16 protein-coding genes, 1 pseudogene and 1 riboswitch are annotated in these 18,832 nt (G+C 35.9%); of the genes and pseudogenes, 1 reads left to right on the top strand and 16 read right to left on the bottom strand.

Annotation, left to right across the window (positions count from 1 at the left end):
• Window positions 1-51: 51 nt before the first annotated feature.
• The 14 genes and pseudogenes from metF to K8B81_RS04740 all read right to left on the bottom strand — a co-directional run bounded on the left by metF (window position 52) and on the right by K8B81_RS04740 (window position 16,553).
• Entirely contained in the window at window positions 52-1,008 is a 957-nt protein-coding gene (gene metF, locus K8B81_RS04800) for a methylenetetrahydrofolate reductase [NAD(P)H] (protein ID WP_223679371.1), read from the bottom strand.
• A 90-nt stretch (window positions 1,009-1,098) separates the two neighbouring features.
• Window positions 1,099-3,810, bottom strand: a pseudogene (gene metH / locus K8B81_RS04795) (methionine synthase); the annotation flags it as partial.
• A gap of 201 nt (window positions 3,811-4,011) precedes the next feature.
• Window positions 4,012-5,010, bottom strand: a complete 999-nt coding sequence (locus K8B81_RS04790) for a PDDEXK nuclease domain-containing protein (RefSeq protein WP_223679367.1) — start codon at window positions 5,008-5,010, stop codon at window positions 4,012-4,014.
• 195 nt (window positions 5,011-5,205) lie between these two features.
• On the bottom strand, window positions 5,206-5,721 hold the full coding sequence (locus K8B81_RS04785; RefSeq protein WP_223679365.1) for a hypothetical protein: 516 nt from the start codon (window positions 5,719-5,721) through the stop codon (window positions 5,206-5,208).
• 11 nt (window positions 5,722-5,732) lie between these two features.
• Complete coding sequence (locus tag K8B81_RS04780; RefSeq protein ID WP_223679363.1) at window positions 5,733-6,731, bottom strand: homocysteine S-methyltransferase family protein; 999 nt, start codon at window positions 6,729-6,731, stop codon at window positions 5,733-5,735.
• 311 nt (window positions 6,732-7,042) lie between these two features.
• Window positions 7,043-7,156, bottom strand: a riboswitch (SAM riboswitch).
• A gap of 213 nt (window positions 7,157-7,369) precedes the next feature.
• Window positions 7,370-7,498, bottom strand: coding sequence for a hypothetical protein (locus K8B81_RS20940; RefSeq protein WP_262494090.1), 129 nt, complete (start codon window positions 7,496-7,498; stop codon window positions 7,370-7,372).
• A 226-nt stretch (window positions 7,499-7,724) separates the two neighbouring features.
• The gene (locus K8B81_RS04775) at window positions 7,725-8,777 is read right to left on the bottom strand and encodes an NAD(P)/FAD-dependent oxidoreductase (RefSeq protein ID WP_223679355.1); all 1,053 of its coding nucleotides are present in this window, start codon (window positions 8,775-8,777) and stop codon (window positions 7,725-7,727) included.
• Window positions 8,778-8,871: 94 nt separating this feature from the next.
• Complete coding sequence (locus K8B81_RS04770) at window positions 8,872-9,453, bottom strand: precorrin-2 dehydrogenase/sirohydrochlorin ferrochelatase family protein (protein WP_223679353.1); 582 nt, start codon at window positions 9,451-9,453, stop codon at window positions 8,872-8,874.
• 147 nt (window positions 9,454-9,600) lie between these two features.
• Window positions 9,601-10,377, bottom strand: a complete 777-nt coding sequence (gene cobA, locus K8B81_RS04765) for a uroporphyrinogen-III C-methyltransferase (RefSeq protein ID WP_223679351.1) — start codon at window positions 10,375-10,377, stop codon at window positions 9,601-9,603.
• Complete coding sequence (locus K8B81_RS04760) at window positions 10,370-12,460, bottom strand: nitrite/sulfite reductase (RefSeq protein ID WP_223679349.1); 2,091 nt, start codon at window positions 12,458-12,460, stop codon at window positions 10,370-10,372. Before K8B81_RS04760 ends, cobA begins: the two co-directional genes overlap by 8 nt.
• 82 nt (window positions 12,461-12,542) lie before the next feature.
• Window positions 12,543-13,787: a sulfate adenylyltransferase subunit 1 gene (locus tag K8B81_RS04755; protein WP_223679347.1), complete on the bottom strand. Its 1,245-nt coding sequence runs from the start codon at window positions 13,785-13,787 to the stop codon at window positions 12,543-12,545.
• A gap of 117 nt (window positions 13,788-13,904) precedes the next feature.
• Entirely contained in the window at window positions 13,905-14,804 is a 900-nt protein-coding gene (cysD, locus tag K8B81_RS04750; RefSeq protein WP_163397979.1) for a sulfate adenylyltransferase subunit CysD, read from the bottom strand.
• A gap of 109 nt (window positions 14,805-14,913) precedes the next feature.
• Window positions 14,914-15,624, bottom strand: coding sequence for a phosphoadenylyl-sulfate reductase (locus K8B81_RS04745; RefSeq protein WP_223679345.1), 711 nt, complete (start codon window positions 15,622-15,624; stop codon window positions 14,914-14,916).
• Between the two features lie 26 nt (window positions 15,625-15,650).
• Complete coding sequence (locus K8B81_RS04740; RefSeq protein ID WP_223679343.1) at window positions 15,651-16,553, bottom strand: sulfite exporter TauE/SafE family protein; 903 nt, start codon at window positions 16,551-16,553, stop codon at window positions 15,651-15,653.
• A 309-nt stretch (window positions 16,554-16,862) separates the two neighbouring features.
• On the opposite strand from K8B81_RS04740, the gene K8B81_RS04735 reads away from it, so the two are divergent.
• Window positions 16,863-17,645, top strand: a complete 783-nt coding sequence (locus tag K8B81_RS04735; RefSeq protein ID WP_223679341.1) for a sulfite exporter TauE/SafE family protein — start codon at window positions 16,863-16,865, stop codon at window positions 17,643-17,645.
• Window positions 17,646-17,724: 79 nt separating this feature from the next.
• Here K8B81_RS04735 and K8B81_RS04730 read toward each other — a convergent pair whose 3' ends face one another.
• Complete coding sequence (locus K8B81_RS04730; protein WP_110305759.1) at window positions 17,725-18,135, bottom strand: RrF2 family transcriptional regulator; 411 nt, start codon at window positions 18,133-18,135, stop codon at window positions 17,725-17,727.
• 141 nt (window positions 18,136-18,276) lie between these two features.
• Window positions 18,277-18,777: an RDD family protein gene (locus tag K8B81_RS04725; protein WP_223679339.1), complete on the bottom strand. Its 501-nt coding sequence runs from the start codon at window positions 18,775-18,777 to the stop codon at window positions 18,277-18,279.
• Window positions 18,778-18,832: the final 55 nt, after the last annotated feature.

Here is an 18,832-nt window from a genome sequence, read left to right as displayed (position 1 = left end):
AGATATACTTCGTGAGATTGCTTCGTCCCTCGCAATGACTGTACGCAACAATTAAAAAACCTGACTGGCAATCTGACGGATATTCTCAGATTTACCCATTGAATAATAATGTAAAAACGGAACTCCGGCTTCTTTTAATTCTTTTGACTGCTGAATCGCCCACTCGATTCCTACTTGTTTGATTTCAGCGTTGTTTTTGCATTTATCGACTTCGTGAATCAAATCTTCCGGTAAATCGATGCGGAAAATCTGAGGCAGGATCTGCATGTGTTTTTGAACTGCAATTGGCTTAATTCCCGGAATAATTGGCACTGTAATACCCATTTCCCTTGCTTTTTCTACGAAAGCAAAATATTTAGCGTTGTCGAAAAACATTTGCGTTACCACATAATCTGCTCCGGCATCTACTTTTTCTTTTAATCTTCGCAAATCAGACTGTAAAGAAGGCGACTCCAGATGTTTCTCCGGATAGCCTGCAACACCAATACAAAAATCGGCTCTGTTGTCGACATCCATCACTTCATGAAGGTATTTACCGCAGTTCAAATCATTGATTTGTCTAACCAGATCAACAGCATAATGATTACCGCCATCTTTAGGAACGAAAGATTGCTCGTGTTTCATCGCATCACCACGAAGCGCCATAACATTGTTGATTCCTAAATAGTGACAATCTACCAGCATATATTCTGTTTCTTCCTGTGTGAATCCGCCGCAAAGCAAGTGCGGCACAGTATCAACATTGTATTTGTGTTTTATAGAAGCGCATATTCCAAGCGTTCCCGGACGCATACGAGTTAACTTCTTATCTAAAAGTCCGTTCCCTTTATCAATATAGATGTACTCTTCGCGAGAAGTTGTTACATCAATAAACGGCGGATTAAACTCCATTAACGGATCAATGTTATCGTACAATTCCTGAATGCTTTTCCCCTTTTGAGGCGGAATAATTTCAAATGAGAATAATGTTTTTCCTTTGGCGTTTTCTATATGTTCTGTTACTTTCATTCTTTATCTTTTGTTTCAAGTTTTAAGTTCCAGGTTTCACGTTCTTTACAGCAACTTGAAACCTGAAACCTGAAACCAAAATAACTTTTGTTAATCTGCTATATTAGGGTTTAACCATTTCATTGCGTAATCAAGCGGTACATTTCGGCGTTTAGCGTAATCTGTTACCTGATCTTCTTTTATTTTTCCTAGTCCGAAATATCGGCTTTTTGGATTCCCAAAATAGTATCCCGAAACTGATGAAGCTGGCCACATCGCCATACTTTCTGTCAGTTTAACTCCTATTTGTTTTTCAACATCCAGGAGTTTCCATATCGTAGGTTTCTCCAAGTGATCAGGACAAGCCGGGTAACCCGGAGCCGGACGAATTCCTTTATAAGATTCTTTAATCAATTCTTCGTTGGTCAAATCTTCACCTGAATCATAACCCCAGAAATCCTTACGTACTCTTTCGTGAAGATATTCGGCGAAAGCCTCTGCAAAACGATCTGCAAGTGCTTTAACCATAATCGAATTATAATCATCAAGATTCTTTTCGTATTCTGCTGCCCACTCATCTACACCAAAACCGGTTGTCACACAGAAAGCTCCCATGTAATCATCAATTCCGCTTTCTTTTGGAAGAATAAAATCAGCCAAAGCAATATTCGGAGCGCCTTTTGTTTTTTGAGATTGTACCCTCAAAGTCAAAAACTTCTCTAATACTTTTCCGTTTTCATCACGCAGTTCGATATCGTCGTCATTTACCTGATTACAAGGGAAAATTCCATAAATACCTTTTGCTTTTAATTTTTTCTCCGCCAAAATAACTTTCAGCATAGCCTGAGCATCGGCAAAAACAGCAGTCGCTTGTTCGCCCACAACCTCATCTGTTAGAATCGCCGGATATTTTCCGTACAATTCCCAAGTTTGAAAAAATGGTGTCCAGTCGATATACGGAACCAAAACATCCAATTCTACTTCGACAATTTGTGGACCAATTACCTTTGGTTTAACTGGTGTATACTCAGACCAATCTAATTGTAATTTATTTTTACGCGCATCTTCGATCGTTAAGAAATTTTTGTCTCTCGAACGATTTAAAAACGTTTCTCTAAAAGAATCGTATTCTGCACGAATATCTGCTGCATATATTTTTCGGTTATGATCTAACAGATTTCCTGCAACAGTAACAGCTCTCGAAGCATCGTTTACGTGAATTACAGTTTCTCTGTATTGAGGTGCAATTTTCACGGCTGTATGCGCGCGCGAAGTTGTTGCCCCACCAATCATAATCGGGATTTTAATATCTTGTTTGTCTAATTCTTTGGCCAAATACACCATTTCGTCAAGCGAAGGCGTGATCAGTCCGCTTAATCCGATAATGTCAACTTCGTGTTCGATCGCCGCTGCAATGATTTTCTCCGGAGGAACCATTACACCTAAGTCTACAATCTCATAATTGTTACAAGCCAAAACAACCGAAACTATGTTTTTTCCAATATCGTGAACGTCACCTTTTACAGTTGCCATCAGGATTTTTCCGTTTCCTTGTTTGTCTCCCGCTTGTTTACTCGCTTCGATAAACGGCAATAAATAAGCCACTGCTTTTTTCATTACACGAGCCGATTTTACAACCTGAGGCAAGAACATTTTTCCGCTTCCGAATAAATCTCCAACGACATTCATTCCGGCCATCAAATTGATTTCGATAACTTCAATTGGTTTCGTTGCTGCCAAACGTGCTTCCTCGACATCTTCTTCAATAAACGCATCGATTCCTTTTACCAACGAATGCGTAATACGGTCCTGAACTGACCCTAAACGCCATTCCTGAATCGCTTTTTCGTCGCTTTTTACTTCGCCTTTTACATTTTCTGCAAAATCTAAAAGTCTTTCTGTAGCATCGTCACGTCTATCTAAAATTACGTCTTCAACATGTTCTAATAAATCTTTCGGAATATCATCGTAAATCGTCAACATTTCTGGATTCACGATTCCCATCGTCATTCCTTCTTTAATCGCGTGGTATAAAAACACAGAGTGCATCGCTTCACGAACAACGTCATTTCCTCTAAACGAGAACGAAACGTTACTTACACCACCGCTGATATGTGCGTGTGGCAAGTTTTCGCGAACCCATTTTGTTCCTCTAAAAAAGTCCAATGCATTCAGGCGGTGTTCTTCCATTCCTGTTGCAACCGGGAAAATATTCAAATCGAAGATTATATCTTGCGGAGGGAAACCTACTTTGTTCACCAAAATATCATACGAACGCGCACAAATCTCTACACGACGATCGTAATTATCGGCCTGACCTACTTCGTCAAAAGCCATGACAATTGCCGCTGCACCGTAACGTTTGATTAATTTGGCGTGATGAATAAAGGCTTCTTCTCCTTCTTTTAACGAAATCGAGTTAACGACACTTTTTCCTTGTACTACTTTCAGGCCTGCTTCAATAATTTCCCATTTCGAACTGTCGATCATAATCGGCACTCTCGAAATATCCGGTTCTGCAGCAATTAAATTCAAAAATTTAGTCATTGCAGTAACTCCGTCCAGCATTCCTTCATCCATATTGATGTCGATGATTTGTGCTCCTCCTTCTACCTGCTGTCTTGCAATATCAAGTGCCTCGTCATACTTCTCTTCCTTGATTAATCGAAGGAATTTTCGCGAACCCGTTACATTCGTACGCTCACCAACGTTTACAAAAACGCTTTCCGGCGTAATAATCAAAGGTTCTAATCCTGCTAATACAAGGTCTCTTCTTTTTTCAGTCATTTTCTTTAAAGTTGCTAAGCTTCTGAGGTGCTTAGGTTCTAAGTTTTATTCTTTATTTCTGTCCTGCAAGGTTTTCAAAACCTTGTAGTTATTTATGTCTATTATTTTGGCCGTGTCCCAAGGGCCGGGCTATCCGTTACAAGTCCTCGACCAATTTCGTTATCACTATATTCGTCTGCGGGCTTTTCACTTCTATCCCTCACGCAGACTCGGTTTCATAATAAAATTATTTTTTTCTTATTCTAACAATTTACCCAATTGATTTTGAAGCGTTTTTTTATCCGGCAAATACAATTGATATTTACTCAGCAAAACTTTATTTGTAATACTATCTGTCGCATATTCAACCAAAATATGATTTTTATGAGCGCCTAAAACAATTCCAATCGGTTCATTATCTCCTTCTGTTGCTTCTTCTTTTTTAAAATAGTTCAAATACAAATTCATCTGACCTATATCCTGGTGATCAATTTCGCCTCTTTTCAAATCAACCAAAACGAAACATTTTAATATTCGGTGATAAAAAAGCAAATCCAGATAAAAATGTTTTCCTCCAATACTCATTCTGTATTGTCTTCCAATAAAGGCGAATCCTTTACCCATCTCCATGATGAATTGCTGCAAATTAGAAATTATTTTTTCTTCCAGTTCATTTTCCAAATATTGATATTGCTCCGGAATATTCAGAAAATCCAACACAAAAGGATCCTTAATCAAATCCTCAGCATTTTCTACAATATGTCCTTCTTTCGCTAATTTTAAAACTCCCTCTTTATCTTTACTTAAAGCCAGTCTTTCAAACAAAGAACTTTTCATTTGACGTTTTAACTCCCTCACACTCCATTTTTCGTGTTGGCATTGTTGGGTATAAAAACCTAATTCTAAATCATTATTAGCTTTTAAAATCTCTGTATAATGACTCCATGTCAATTGTCCAGACAGTGTCTGGATATTTTGAAACTTGATATAAAACTGACGTATTTGAAACAAATTAGAACGGCTAAAACCTTTACCAAAACTTTGAGACAAATCTTTAGAAAGAATATCCAACAACTGAGTTCCGTACTCTGCTTTTTCGTTTCCTTTTTGTTCAAACTCAACAATATGCTGCCCAATATGCCAATAAGTCTGCACCAAAATAGCATTAACCGATTGCACCGCCTGCTGTCTGCCTTGCTGCAACAAGCTGCCAATTTTATCGATAAGAATACTATATGATTGCCTTTCTGGGGTCATAACTACTTTATTGTCTCAACTTATTTTATATTATTTGCTCTTTACAAAGCTCTTTTTTTAATATTTTGGGCGTGTCCCAAGGGCCGGGCTATCCGTTACAAGTCCTCGGCCAATTCCGTTTCACTGCATTGGTCTGCGGACTTTTCACTTCTATCCCTCACGCGAACTCAGTTTCATAATTATATTCCGAGTTAATTATTCATAGAAATAATCTGATTTTGGCATTTTCTTTATTTCTTCTTTTTTTTCTAAAATGTCCCAAATCATCTTATATAAATCAAGGAAAGGCTTCACCTTTTTCTCATTTAAATCATCAGTAAATCCATTTTCATAACTCACATATTTCTTTTTGCCGTTCATAAAAACCGATATACTATTTTGAAAACTAGGCATTCTTACTTTGATAGTTCCTGATTTTCCCGTTGGCTCAAAGATCATTGGCATATTAAAAAAATCAACTCTCTTAATAAAGTCAAAAATTCTCCTTTTTTCCTCTAATGTTAATTCAACTTTTACTGTTTTTTCCTCATTTAAATATTTTCTGTAAAAACTGTTAAACTGAGAATTATATGCATCATTTCCTCCACTGTTAATCACAAAAGAAAAATCAGGCGGTATTTCTTGTGCCACTTTTAACCAAGTCTTTTCACTTCTAAAACCAAACAAGCCAAAAAGTATAAAAACAACGGATAGTATTCTTAATTGCTTCATCGGCAGTTTATTTATTCCAAAACCGGCGCCACACGTGGCTTATAATCCTTTGCAACTTCTGCCATTAATCGAATATGATCTGGAGTTGTTCCGCAACAACCTCCAATGATATTGATTAAATTATCTTCTAAATATTCTTTAATGAATGCCTGAGTTTGTTCTGGCGTTTCATCGTATTGTCCGAAAGCGTTTGGCAATCCTGCGTTTGGATGCGCCGAAACATTAAAACTTGTATTATGCGCTAATGTTTTTAAATACGGCTTCAACAAATCGGCTCCTAAAGCGCAATTGAATCCTACGCTTAATAACGGAATATGCGAAACTGAAATCAAAAATGCTTCAACCGTTTGTCCGGAAAGTGTTCTTCCTGAAGCATCAGTAATTGTTCCTGAAACCATAATTGGCACATCGATATTACGTTCTTCTTTTACTTCTTCAATTGCAAAAAGTGCCGCTTTTGCGTTTAAGGTATCGAAAATCGTTTCTACTAAAAGTAAATCACAACCTCCGTCTAATAATGCTTCTACTTGTTGTTTGTAAGCGATTCGTAAATCGTCGAAAGTTACGGCTCTGTAACCCGGATCGTTTACGTCTGGTGACATACTTGCGGTACGGTTTGTTGGTCCGATGGAACCGGCTACAAAACGTGGTTTTTCCGGATTTTTTGCTGTGAATTCATCCGCAACTTGTCTCGCCAGTTTAGCAGATTCGTAGTTTAATTCGTAAACCAGATCTTCCATGAAATAATCGGCCATACCAATTGTAGTTCCGGAGAATGTATTGGTTTCTACGATATCTGCTCCAGCTTCGTAATACGCTGCGTGAACGTCACGAATTGCCTGTGGCTGAGTTAGGGATAATAAATCGTTGTTACCTTTTAACGGATGCGGAAAATCTTTGAAACGCTCGCCACGAAAATCTTCTTCTGAGAAGTTGTAGCGCTGTAACATGGTTCCCATTGCTCCGTCAAGGATTAGGATATTTTTTTTGATTGCTTCTTGTATAGACATTTCTCTTTTGCCGCTAAGGCACTAAGGCACAAAGCTTTTTTTAATTTATTATCTTGAAAGTTATACCTAACAGGTTTTAAAAACCTGTTAGGATATACTCGTTTCGTTTAATTCCAAAAGTGCACAATTGCCGGCTCATTAGTCCCGATGGTTGCGATATCCTTTTATTCTGGGGTTCAGAATAAAAGATATAGCATACAGCGGGAATTATGACTGCAAAAATGCGCCAATGATTCGCTCGAAATACTGAATCTGTTTCAGAATATTGTAAGTTGTCAGGAAAAGTTTTTGAGAAATACGTACTGTATTTTGCGTTATCTATCTTGAATACATTTTGTTGTATTAAGTAGAATGTAGCACCTTCTTTATGGCAAAGGGTTGCTAAGGTTTCATTGGGTCTTTCCCTCCGCCTTTCGTGATAACTTTCAATAAAATTAGGAACGGCGCAAAGGTACAAAATAGCCTTTCGACTTGCAAGTTTTTTTTAAGATTCTAAAATGCTAAAGTTCTGAGGTTCTAAGCTTAAATTTTATGGAATAAAAAAAGCCCGAACTACTATAGTTTGAGCTTTTTTTATTCCAAATTCCTCGTTAATAAGCCTAAAGACCGGCTTATTAATAAATCAAAATGTGATTTGTTTAAAAACTTCTGTCCCATTTTAGAAATGTATCCATGACTTCCTGATGATCTGTTAATTCATTATCTGTCATTTTCATTTCACTGCCGACTTTGGAATTTTCTTCTAGTAGTTGTTCGTCATTGTTCATAATAGATAATTTGTTTAATACTTTCTTAAAGTTAATATTTTATATTGGTAATTCAAAATACTAAAATCAAAATTTCTTATCTGAAAAAAATTAATACTGCAAATTTAATCCACTTCTTACGGACTAAGTTTAAATTAACATCAACAAAAAAGCCCAAACTAAAAAAGTTTAGGCTTTTACCATATAAAATCTTTGACCTTAGTCGCTAAGCAACTTAGTACTCAGACTACACTATTGCTTTTACAACTGCTTTTGGAGCTTCTTTACGAGTTCCGTCAAAACCGTCTACACCAGATACTGTTGTATATTTCAACACATATTTTTTACCTGGATTGATAATTTGGTAGGCTGCCTGACACATCAAAGTCGCTTCGTGGAATCCACAAAGGATTAATTTTAATTTTCCTGGATATGTATTAACGTCTCCGATAGCGAAAATTCCAGGAATATTGGTTTGGTAATCTAATGCGTTGTTCACTTTGATTGCATTTTTTTCGATTTCTAATCCCCAGTCAGCGATTGGCCCTAATTTTGGAGTCAATCCGAAAAGTGGAATGAAATAATCGGTTTCAATTTTACGGTGTGCTCCGTTTTCTTCGATATCCAAAGCTTCTACATGCTCAGCACCGTGAATTCCAACTACCTCAGCAGGTGTAATTAATTTGATTTTTCCGGCCGATTTTAATTCCTGTACTTTTTCTACAGAATCTAAAGCGCCTCTAAATTCGTTTCTTCTGTGGATCAACGTTACTTCTGAAGCGACGTTGGCCAGGAAAATACTCCAGTCTAATGCTGAATCTCCTCCTCCTGCAATAACCACTCTTTTATCCCTGAATTTCTCAGGATTTTTGATGAAGTATTTTACACCTTTATCTTCATAAAACTCTATATCTTCAATAAGAGGCTTTCTTGGTTCGAAACTTCCCAAACCTCCCGCAATTGCGATAACCGGTGCGTGGAATTTTTTTCCTTTGTTTGACGTTACGATAAAACTTCCGTCTTCTTGCTTTTCGATAGTTTCTGCACGCTCGCCTAAAGTAAAACCTGGCTCAAACTGTTTAATCTGCTCCATTAAACCATCTACTAAATCACCTGCCAGAACTTCCGGAAAACCAGGAATATCATAAATAGGCTTCTTTGGATACAACTCAGAAAGCTGTCCTCCAGGCTGAGGCAAAGCATCTAAAATATGGCATTTCAATTTTAATAATCCTGCCTCGAAAACGGCAAATAAACCTGTTGGTCCTGCTCCAATTATAAGTATATCTGTTTTAATCATTATGGTGTTGTTTATAATCATTCTTAATAATACAAAGAAACGAATAATTTATTCTAATTTCAATGATTTTTATCATTCATTTCCTTGCGAAATTTTACTCTTTATTTTTTAACGAAGCGGTAATTTCGTTCATCTTCTTCACCTTATCTTCAAAATCACCTTTCAGGGTTTTTCTGTATTCATTGAGATTCTCAACCATCTTGTTGATATCCTCCGGAATCACTTCTTCAAAAAACTCCCTTAGTCTTTTAGCTGTTGTTGGTGATTTTCCGTTGGTAGAAATAGCAATTTTTACATTTCCTTTTGTTACGATTCCACCTAAGTAATAATCACATAAATCGGGCGTATCGGCAATATTGCAAATCAAATAGCGTTTTCTGGATAAATTGTACACTCTTTTATTGACTTCAAGATCATCTGTACAAGCGATTACCATGTGGCGCTTTTTGAGCATTTTCTTTTTGAACTTCGCTTGCGTCAATTTAACTGAAGGATGGTTTTCAGCTAAAACTTTTATTTCCACATGGAAGTTTGGAGCCACTACCTCAACGTTTGCATTCGGGCTTGATTTCAGCAAAAAAGAAAGTTTTTCTAAGCCAACATTTCCTCCACCCACAATCAGCACATTCAGATTGTGAAGTTTTAAAAATATTGGATATAATTCGTTTTGTTCCATTTTAATTTTTTGTTTCGCCTAAAATACTGAAATCCGACGTTACAATTTTTATTTTATCAATTGGATAAAATCCAACGTCCTTAATTTTGTTCGTTATTTCATCGGGTTAAAACCCGACACTACAACATGTTTCGTTGCTACGGAACTTTACTGAGCGATTTCTTTTGACAGAAATTCTTCGTAAAATCCTTTTAGCTTGTGACTTTCTTTTACAACTTCTCCAAGAACTATAACGGCCGGCGAACTTAAATCTTGCTGCTTTACAATTTCAACAATTGAATTTACTGAACCTACACCTATTTTTTCTTCTGCTGTGGTTCCGTTTTGGATGATAGCAACTGGCAGATTTCCTTTGTTTTCTTTTTGAAACAATTCTACAATCTGAGACAGTTTGTGCATTCCCATCACGATTACAACTGTTGCAGAGGACTGGGCTGCCAAAGCAAAATCAGCTGATAATTTCCTGTCGGAAGTTGTTCCTGTAATTGCCCAAAAGCTTTCTGAAACTCCTCTTTTTGTAATGGATATTCCCTGACTTGCGGGAACTGCTACTACTGATGAAATTCCAGGAACTATAACCGTCTCAATTCCGAAACTTTCTGCGTATTCTATTTCCTCGCTTCCTCTTCCAAAAATAAACGGATCTCCGCCTTTTAACCGAACTACATTTCCATACGTCAACGCATTATCCACAATCAGCTGATTGATCTGATCCTGCGTGTAAGCATGGTTTCCTATTTTTTTTCCAACAATAATTCTGATGGCATTTTTAGGAGCATGCCTTAAAATTTCATCATTTGCTAAGGCATCATACAAAACCACATTCGCTTCAGCCAGTGCCCTAACACCTTTCAGTGTAAGCAATTCCGGATCGCCGGGACCTGCACCGACTAAAGTTACTTTTGGTTTTATACTATTATGCATTGGCTAATTCCTGAGCTCTGTATTTTTCTATAATCGCAAAAAATGCAATTCCTTCTTCAATATATTGTTTTGCGAAAGCTTCAGTTGGTTCATTTTTGTTGATTTGATAAACCAATTCTCTGAATGTTGTCGGCAAACCGATTTTAGCGCTTTCCACAAAAACAGTATCAAATAAATCTACTATTCCAGCGTGATTGTTTGTTTTTTGATTTTCAGAAAGTAACAACGCTTTTGCACCATTTACGAATCCCGCATAAGTATGATAGATTGCATCTGCCCATTTTCCTTCGTCGAAAGACTCCTGTGCGAAAGTCAGTTTGTCTTTAGCTTCTAATAACAAAGTAGCAACCAAATCAATTACAACTCCGGCACATTCTCCAACTCCAACCGCTTTTACGTAGTTATCTGCGTTACCCCAGTCAATAAAATCTGCTTCGGTAAGATTCGTTACATCTGCAAAAGGTTTTAAGATTTCGTAGAAATATTTCTCTCCTTTAGCATCATAATAATTCAGGAATTTTTGTCCGTTTCCGTTAGTGTCAAAATCATTTAAGATAGTACGCAATGCATCTGGTCCTCTACGGCTTGGGATTTTGATTACTTTATCAGCAAAACGCCCTTCACCGTTTCCTAAACGTCCTCCACCTAATAAAACCTGTAAAGCCGGAGCTACCAGTTTTCCTGAGTTGATAGACATTCCCTGAAATCCAATGGCTGACATATTATGCTGTCCACAGGCATTCATACAACCGGAGATTTTAATTTCAATTTCGCTGTTGTTGCTGTACTGTGGATATTCTGCTTTGATTACTTTTTCTAATTCTTCTGCAATTCCGGTACTGCTTGCAATCCCCAAATTACAAGTATCTGTACCCGGACAAGCTGTAATATCGCCAATTGTATTGTAACCTAAAGCTACCATATCTAATTTGGCTAATTCCTGGTAGAAGAATGGTAAATTTTGTTCTTTAATATTACGGATAACAATATTTTGTCTTAATGAAAAACGCAATTCATTTGCTCCGTAATTCTTAATTAAATCAGCTAATAACCTCGCTTTATCCGTATAAAAATCGCCTAATAAAACTTTGATTCCGATTGCATAATAACCAGACTGTTTCTGCGCAATTACATTGGATGCTTTCCATGCTTCATAAGCTGCTGTGTCATCAATCGTTACCTGAGGCACTTCTAATAAAGGTTCCTGAATTGGTCCTTCAAAAGCAGTTGTGTCGATTTCGTAAGTTTCAAAAGCAATTGCTTTTTTCTCTTTTTCAACCAAATCAAGGAAAACATCTTTCCCGATTTCTTTGATTAAAAATTTCATACGTGCTTTCATTCTTTTGGCACGTTCACCGTATCTATCAAAGATTCTGATGATTCCTTCTGCCGTTGGAATGATTTGATTAACCGGAACAAACTCTGAAAGTAGTTCAGCGTGAGCTGGCTGAGATCCTAAACCTCCTCCAAAAACAACTTTGAATCCTTTTTGCCCGTCTTTAATTTTCGGAATAAATCCTAAATCATGTAAATAACTCAAGGCAGTATCTTCGTCTGAAGAAGAGAACGAAATTTTGAATTTACGTCCCATTTCCTGACAGATTGGGTTTCTTAATAAGTATTGAAACATGCCGTGTGCATATGGCGTCACATCAAACGGCTCGTTTACATCTACACCTGCTAATTCGCTTCCTGTAATATTTCTAACCGTGTTACCACAAGCTTCACGCAATGTGATATCATCTTTAGCCAATTCTGACCAAAGTTCAGGTGTTCTGTCCAGACTTACGTAGTGAATCTGAATATCCTGACGTGTTGTAATGTGCAAACGTCCTGTAGAATATTTGTCTGATACTTCGGTAATTCTTCTCAATTGCTCGCTGGTCACTTTACCATAAGGCAATTTGATACGAATCATCTGAACGCCTTCCTGACGTTGTCCGTAGATTCCTCGTGCTAAACGAAGACTACGAAAACGCTCGTCATCAATTTTTCCCCCACGGAATAAGTGAATCTTTTTTTCTAATTCGATAATCTCTTTCTGAACTATCGGATTTTCTATTTCTGTTCTAAAACTTTCCATTTCTCTTTAGTTGTTGGTTGTTCGTTTTTGGTTGTTGGTTATTGTTGAAACTATCAACTAAAAACCATCAACTATCAACTGTTTATTGAATAAACCCTACTCCTGCTGTTGTATTGGTTACGGCATCAATTAAAATAAAAGCTCCGTTTGACTTGTTTTCATTGTAAGAATCAAAATACAAAGGCTTGCTTAATTTGATATTTACTTCTCCTATTTCATTAATTGCTAATTGTGAAGCCGGAGTTGTACCTGAATAATCAGTCGCAATAGTATTTTTAACGCTTTCAATTTTTGCCAAAACCCTGTTTGTATTGTGCTGTACAAAATATTTAGTTCCGGGAACCAATTTTTTACTGTCCATCCAACAAATAGTGGTTTCAATATCTTTTTCAATTTTTGGAAGCTCTGATGATTTTACGATCATATCACCTCTCGTTACATTGATATCATTTTCTAATTCGATTGTAATTGAAGAACCTGCAACAGCCTCATCAAATTGCTTATCGAAAAAGTGAATATTTGTAATTTTTGATTCGGTTAAAGAAGGTAAAACCGTAACGGCATCCCCAACTTTAATAGAGTTCCCGTATAATTTTCCGGCGTATCCTCTAAAATCGTGGTATTCTTCTGTTTTAGGACGAATAACCGTTTGAACCGGGAAACGTGCTTTTCCGCTTTCAAAAACATCTGAAGAGTGCAATCCTTCCAAATGCTCTAAAATAGTCTGTCCTTTGTACCAAGGCATTCCATCTAATTTATCTACCACATTATCTCCTGTCAAAGCACTTAACGGAATATAACTTACGTTTTGTTCTTTGAAAGTACTTTTTGCATTTAATGCCTGAAAATCGGCTTTGATTTTATTGAAAACTTCTTCTGAATAATCAACCAAATCCATTTTGTTGATCGCTACAATTACCTCTTTTACTCTCAATAAATTATTGATAAAAAAGTGGCGGTATGTCTGCTCAATTACCCCTTTTCTCGCATCGATCAAAATAATCGAAACCTGAGAAGTTGAAGCTCCTGTAACCATGTTTCTTGTATATTCTACGTGACCCGGAGTATCGGCAATAATGTAACTTTTCTTTGCTGTCGAAAAATAAATATGAGCGACATCTATCGTAATTCCCTGCTCTCTTTCTGCGACTAATCCATCAGTTGCCAAAGAAAAATCCAGGTAATCGTATCCTTTTTGTTTACTGCTTTTTTCGATTGCTTCTATTTTATCTGTAGTCAATGATTTTGTATCGTACAATAATCTTCCGATCAAAGTACTTTTTCCATCATCTACACTTCCTGCTGTTGCTATTTTTAAAACGTCCATCTTGTATACTGTTTCAGGTTTAAAGTTTCAGGTTCCATGTTCTCTCGAAACTTATAAATCTGTATGTTTTGTTTTTTTGATTCTTCTTACTTCTAACTTTTAACTTCTCACAAAAAATTAAAAGTATCCTTGTTGTTTTCTTTTCTCCATTGCTGCTTCAGAACGTTTGTCATCGATTCTGGCTCCTCTTTCTGAAATGGTAGACTCTCTGATTTCACCTACTACTTCTGCAATAGTTGCTGCATAAGATTCAACAGCTGCTGTACAGCTCATATCTCCAACGGTTCTGAAACGAACGATTCTTTCTTCGATTTGCTCGTCTTCTTCCTGATAAACAAAAGGAGAATGTGACCAGATTAAACCATCTCTTAAAAACACTTTTCTTTTATGTGAAAAATAAATCGATGGAATCTCAATGTTTTCTTTTTCGATATAACTCCAAACATCTAATTCTGTCCAGTTTGAAATTGGAAAAACACGAACGTTTTGTCCATTTTCGATTTTTCCGTTCAAAATATCAAACAACTCAGGTCTCTGATTTTTTTCGTCCCATTGTCCGAAATCATCACGAACTGAGAAAATACGTTCCTTAGCTCTTGCTTTTTCTTCATCACGACGTGCACCACCAATACAAGCATCAAATTTGAATTCTTCAATTGCATCCAAAAGTGTTGTAGTTTGCAAGCTGTTACGGCTTGAATATTTTCCAGTTTCTTCCACTACTTTTCCTTCATCAATGGCATCCTGAACATTACGAACGATTAATTCTAAGCCTAATTCTTCTACCAATTTATCTCTGAAAGCAATTGTTTCAGGGAAATTGTGTCCTGTATCAACATGTAATAGAGGAAACGGAATCTTAGCAGGGAAAAATGCTTTTTGCGCCAAACGTACTAATGTAATAGAATCTTTTCCGCCTGAGAAAAGTAAAACCGGTTTGTCAAACTGAGAAACAACTTCTCTAAAGATGTATATCGCTTCACTTTCTAAAGCATTTGTTTTTAATACTGAACTCATTTTTGATATTTTATTTGATATTTTATGTGTTTCAAGTTTTAGGTTTCAAGTTTCTTAAACCAGATCTAATACTTTCCACTTTTATTCTATTCTTTCGCTTCTTGCTTCTCTATTCTTTCTTAATACCGTGCAAACCACATTCTTTGTGACTTGATTCCCAATACCATCTTCCAGCCCTGATATCTTCTCCCGGAAAAATAGCTCTCGTACAAGGTGCACAACCGATACTTACAAAGCCTTTTTTATGTAATGCATTTTGAGGTACATTGTTTTCCTGTAAATAATCTTCAACTTCCTGCAAAGACCATTTTAATAACGGATTGAATTTAATAATATCAAAACCTCCATCATATTCAAACAGACTCAACTCTTGTCGGTTCTCGGATTGTTCTGCTCTCAAACCTGTAATCCAAACTGCATTTCCTGCCAAAGCTTTTCGCAACGGAACCACTTTTCGGATAAAACAGCATTCTTTTCTGTTTTCAACCGAATCGTAAAAGCTGTTTGGCCCTTTTGTTTTAAGCAAATTTTCAACAGATGCTGCTTCTGGAAAAAACACTTCAATTGGTCTTTTGTATTTTTTTAATGTTTTATGAAAAACATCATAAGTTTCCTGAAACAATCTTCCTGTGTCTAAAGTAAACACCGTAATATCTGTGTTACTTTTTGCAATTAAATCCGTAATTACCTGATCTTCCTGACCAAAAGATGTAGAGAAAATTACTTTTCCCGGATATTCTTCAGCCAGAAAAGCAAAAGTCTCTTCAATTGAAAAATCTTTCGTTTTATCTAACAGTGATTGTATAATTGTCGCACTCATAATTCTCTTTCCTTCCTAAAAAAAATTTACAATAATTTAGATAATGTTTTTAAACTCAACAAAATAATTAATATTCCTACTGCAATCATCATTGGTTTTCTTTTGATTTTGTTAACCAAATAAGCAGCTAATGGAGCAGCTAGAACACCTCCTAAAATCAATCCTATAATGATTTGCCATCCCGCAATTCCTCCGAAAAGCATAAATGTAATTCCGCTTGCAAATGAAACCGCAAATTCTGCTGCATTTACAGAACCAATAGTATAACGTGGGTTTCTGCCTCTTCCTAATAAAGTTGAAGTAACAATTGGTCCCCATCCGCCACCTCCTACAGAATCCATAAAACCTCCAAAAGTCGCCAGAATTCCTAATTTTTTCGTTTTCTTTTTAACGATACTTTTTCTTGAGGCTTTTCTAATGATTATCAAAGCCAAAACAATCATATAAACAGCAATAAACGGCTTTATAAAATCACCATCAATAACATCCGACAACAAATATGCTCCTGTTACGGAACCTAAAACACCAGGTATCAATAAGTTTTTTACTAGTTTTTTATTGATATTTCCAAATTTATGATGCGATATTGCAGATGCTCCTGTCGTAAACATTTCAGCTACGTGAACTCCTGTGCTACTAATTACAGGCGGAACACCATAAGCCAGTAAAAATGAAGTTGAAGTCGCGCCATAACCCATTCCTAAAGTACCATCTACCAATTGTGCAAATACACCGATAGCAAAAAAAACTAAAAACTCCTGATTAAAACCTCCCACAAATCCATCCCATGAAAACTCCGCATGGTGATTATAAATTAGTGTACTTAGCAAACCTATTAATAAAACAACAGGTATCCCTATCCATAATTTTTCTTTTATAGATGCATAAAATGTAACATCTGCATTACTAATTTTTAATTCTTTCTCCATAATTACTGGGTTTCCTTGCCAAAATCCATTACCCTATCGGGTTAGTAGATTGAAAAGCAAAATTACTACTTATTTCTAAATATCAAAACAATTCTTTAACTTTTTACACTTCTAAACTTCTTAAAATCAAATTTTAAGGATATTTTAATAGGTTAATAAATAAATTCAACAAATCTAAAATCATATATCGCTGTTTTTAAGACACATATACTTAAAATTATTTAAAGTTTCAAAGATACACTTTTAAAGCCTACCATTTCCATAGGATAATTATAAAATTGTTTCTATTTTTGCGCCAAACTTTTATTTATGGATTTTCAGATAGGTTTAGTTATTGCAGGTTTAGTTGTTGGCTTTGTAGTAGGCCTGACAGGTGTTGGAGGTGGCTCTTTAATGACACCTATTTTATTATATTTTGGTATTCCGCCAACAAAAGCCGTGGGTACCGATTTACTTTATGCGGCTTTTACTAAAATGGGCGGTGTATTTGTACATAATAAAAAAAGCAATATAAACTGGTCGATTACCGGATGGTTAACCTTAGGCAGTGTTCCGGCAGCCTTACTGACTTTATGGATCCTAAATAATATTAAAACTGATATTGAAACTGTGAATCAGGTTATTAAAAAAAGTTTAGGCTGGGCGTTACTTTTCACCTCTGTAGCTATTATATTTAAACAAAAGATATTAAAGTTTTCTCAAAAACATGCCGGCGATAAATTTCACAGCGAAAGCACCACTCAAAATATGCTAACCATAGGAATTGGCGTTTTGCTAGGCGCGACAGTAACTTTGACCTCTATTGGTGCGGGCGCATTGGGAACCGTTACATTATTTTTTCTTTATCCTTTATTGCCAACACCTCGATTAGTAGGAACTGAAATTGCGCATGCTGTTCCGTTAACATTAGTTGCAGGCGTTGGACATGCCTCAATGGGAAATCTGGATTTAATATTGTTAGGACAGTTATTATTAGGATCTCTGCCAGGAATTTTTATAGGAAGTATGCTGAGCGGCAAAGTTCCGGATCAATTTCTTAGAAACGCAATTGCAGTCATGCTTTTTTTAGCAGGATATAAATTGATTTTTTAGATTAAAACATTATATATAAAAAATGACCATTTCTGAAATTTTTAGAAATGGTCATTCTTTTATTATTAATTCTGTAAAATTAAAATGCAATATCTGCCAAAGAATTGCTTTCCAGTATTTTGAGTGTATTGTCACGAACTTCGGTCATCAGACGTCTTGCGGCACAAGTAGTCTCATCATCGCAATCATCGCATTTTTCATAAAAATTATGGCTTGCACAAGGCAACAGAGCTATTGGACCTTCCAGAATACGATAGACTTTTGCCATGCTGATGTCTTTAGGTTCTTTAATCAGATAATAACCGCCGCCTTTTCCTTTTTTGGCGCCCAAAAAACCAGAGTTTCTTAACAGCAACAAAATACTTTCCAGGAATTTAATTGAAATATGTTCGTTTTTGGCTATCTCAGCAATTTGAACCGGCTCATTATTTTCACGTCTGGCCAAATATGTCAAAGCTTTAATTCCGTATTTTGTTTTCTTTGAAAGCATTTTTAAGATTTAGATTGTAAACTGCTTTTAATTTTTTATTATTCGCTTAGCTAAATAAGCAGCCCACTTTTTTATGCATCAAAAATAAGCTTTTTAAATGGAAAAAAACATAAGGTAAAATGTTAAATACTACAATACCTATCAAATTACTTCTTTACTTCCAATTAAATTAAATTCATGAAATAACTTTACTTCATTTTCTAAATCTTTTTTGTTTACAACATAGGTATTAGAAATAGAGTCATGCCAGCCTCTGCTTCCTAAAAAGGAAAAGCCGTCAAAAGGAATTAACCGGCATAATGTTCTTTTAAGAATAATTCCGAACGAAGGTTTTTCTCCATTTTCATCTACAACAACAGTTCCTGTAATTAATTTACCCAAAGATCTTCCAAAAAGACCTTCAGTAAGTGAATAATAAAAAATAGAAATTACCACAAAAATCAATTGCCCTTCCCAATCACTCAAATTCCCCATCCACAATAAGAATTCATTTAAATCCAAAAGACTTGCCAGGACAGCAAAAATAAAAGACAAAGCAAAGATTAAAGCAATGATGACAACAATATCTAAAATATAGTTTAGAAAACGGCTTCCGCTAGAAGCTAATAATTTGTCATCAAGAATATAAGTAGAGTTACTCATGAGTTAGGTATTTGTTATTTGTTAGTATAAACTTCGTATAAAAAACAAAAATATA

It is taken from the genome of Flavobacterium hibisci (assembly GCF_020026925.1).
In the GTDB taxonomy this organism is placed as follows: domain Bacteria; phylum Bacteroidota; class Bacteroidia; order Flavobacteriales; family Flavobacteriaceae; genus Flavobacterium; species Flavobacterium hibisci.
The sequence above is the reverse complement of the archived record's forward strand: the minus strand, read 5'-3'. Positions and strand labels throughout refer to the sequence as shown.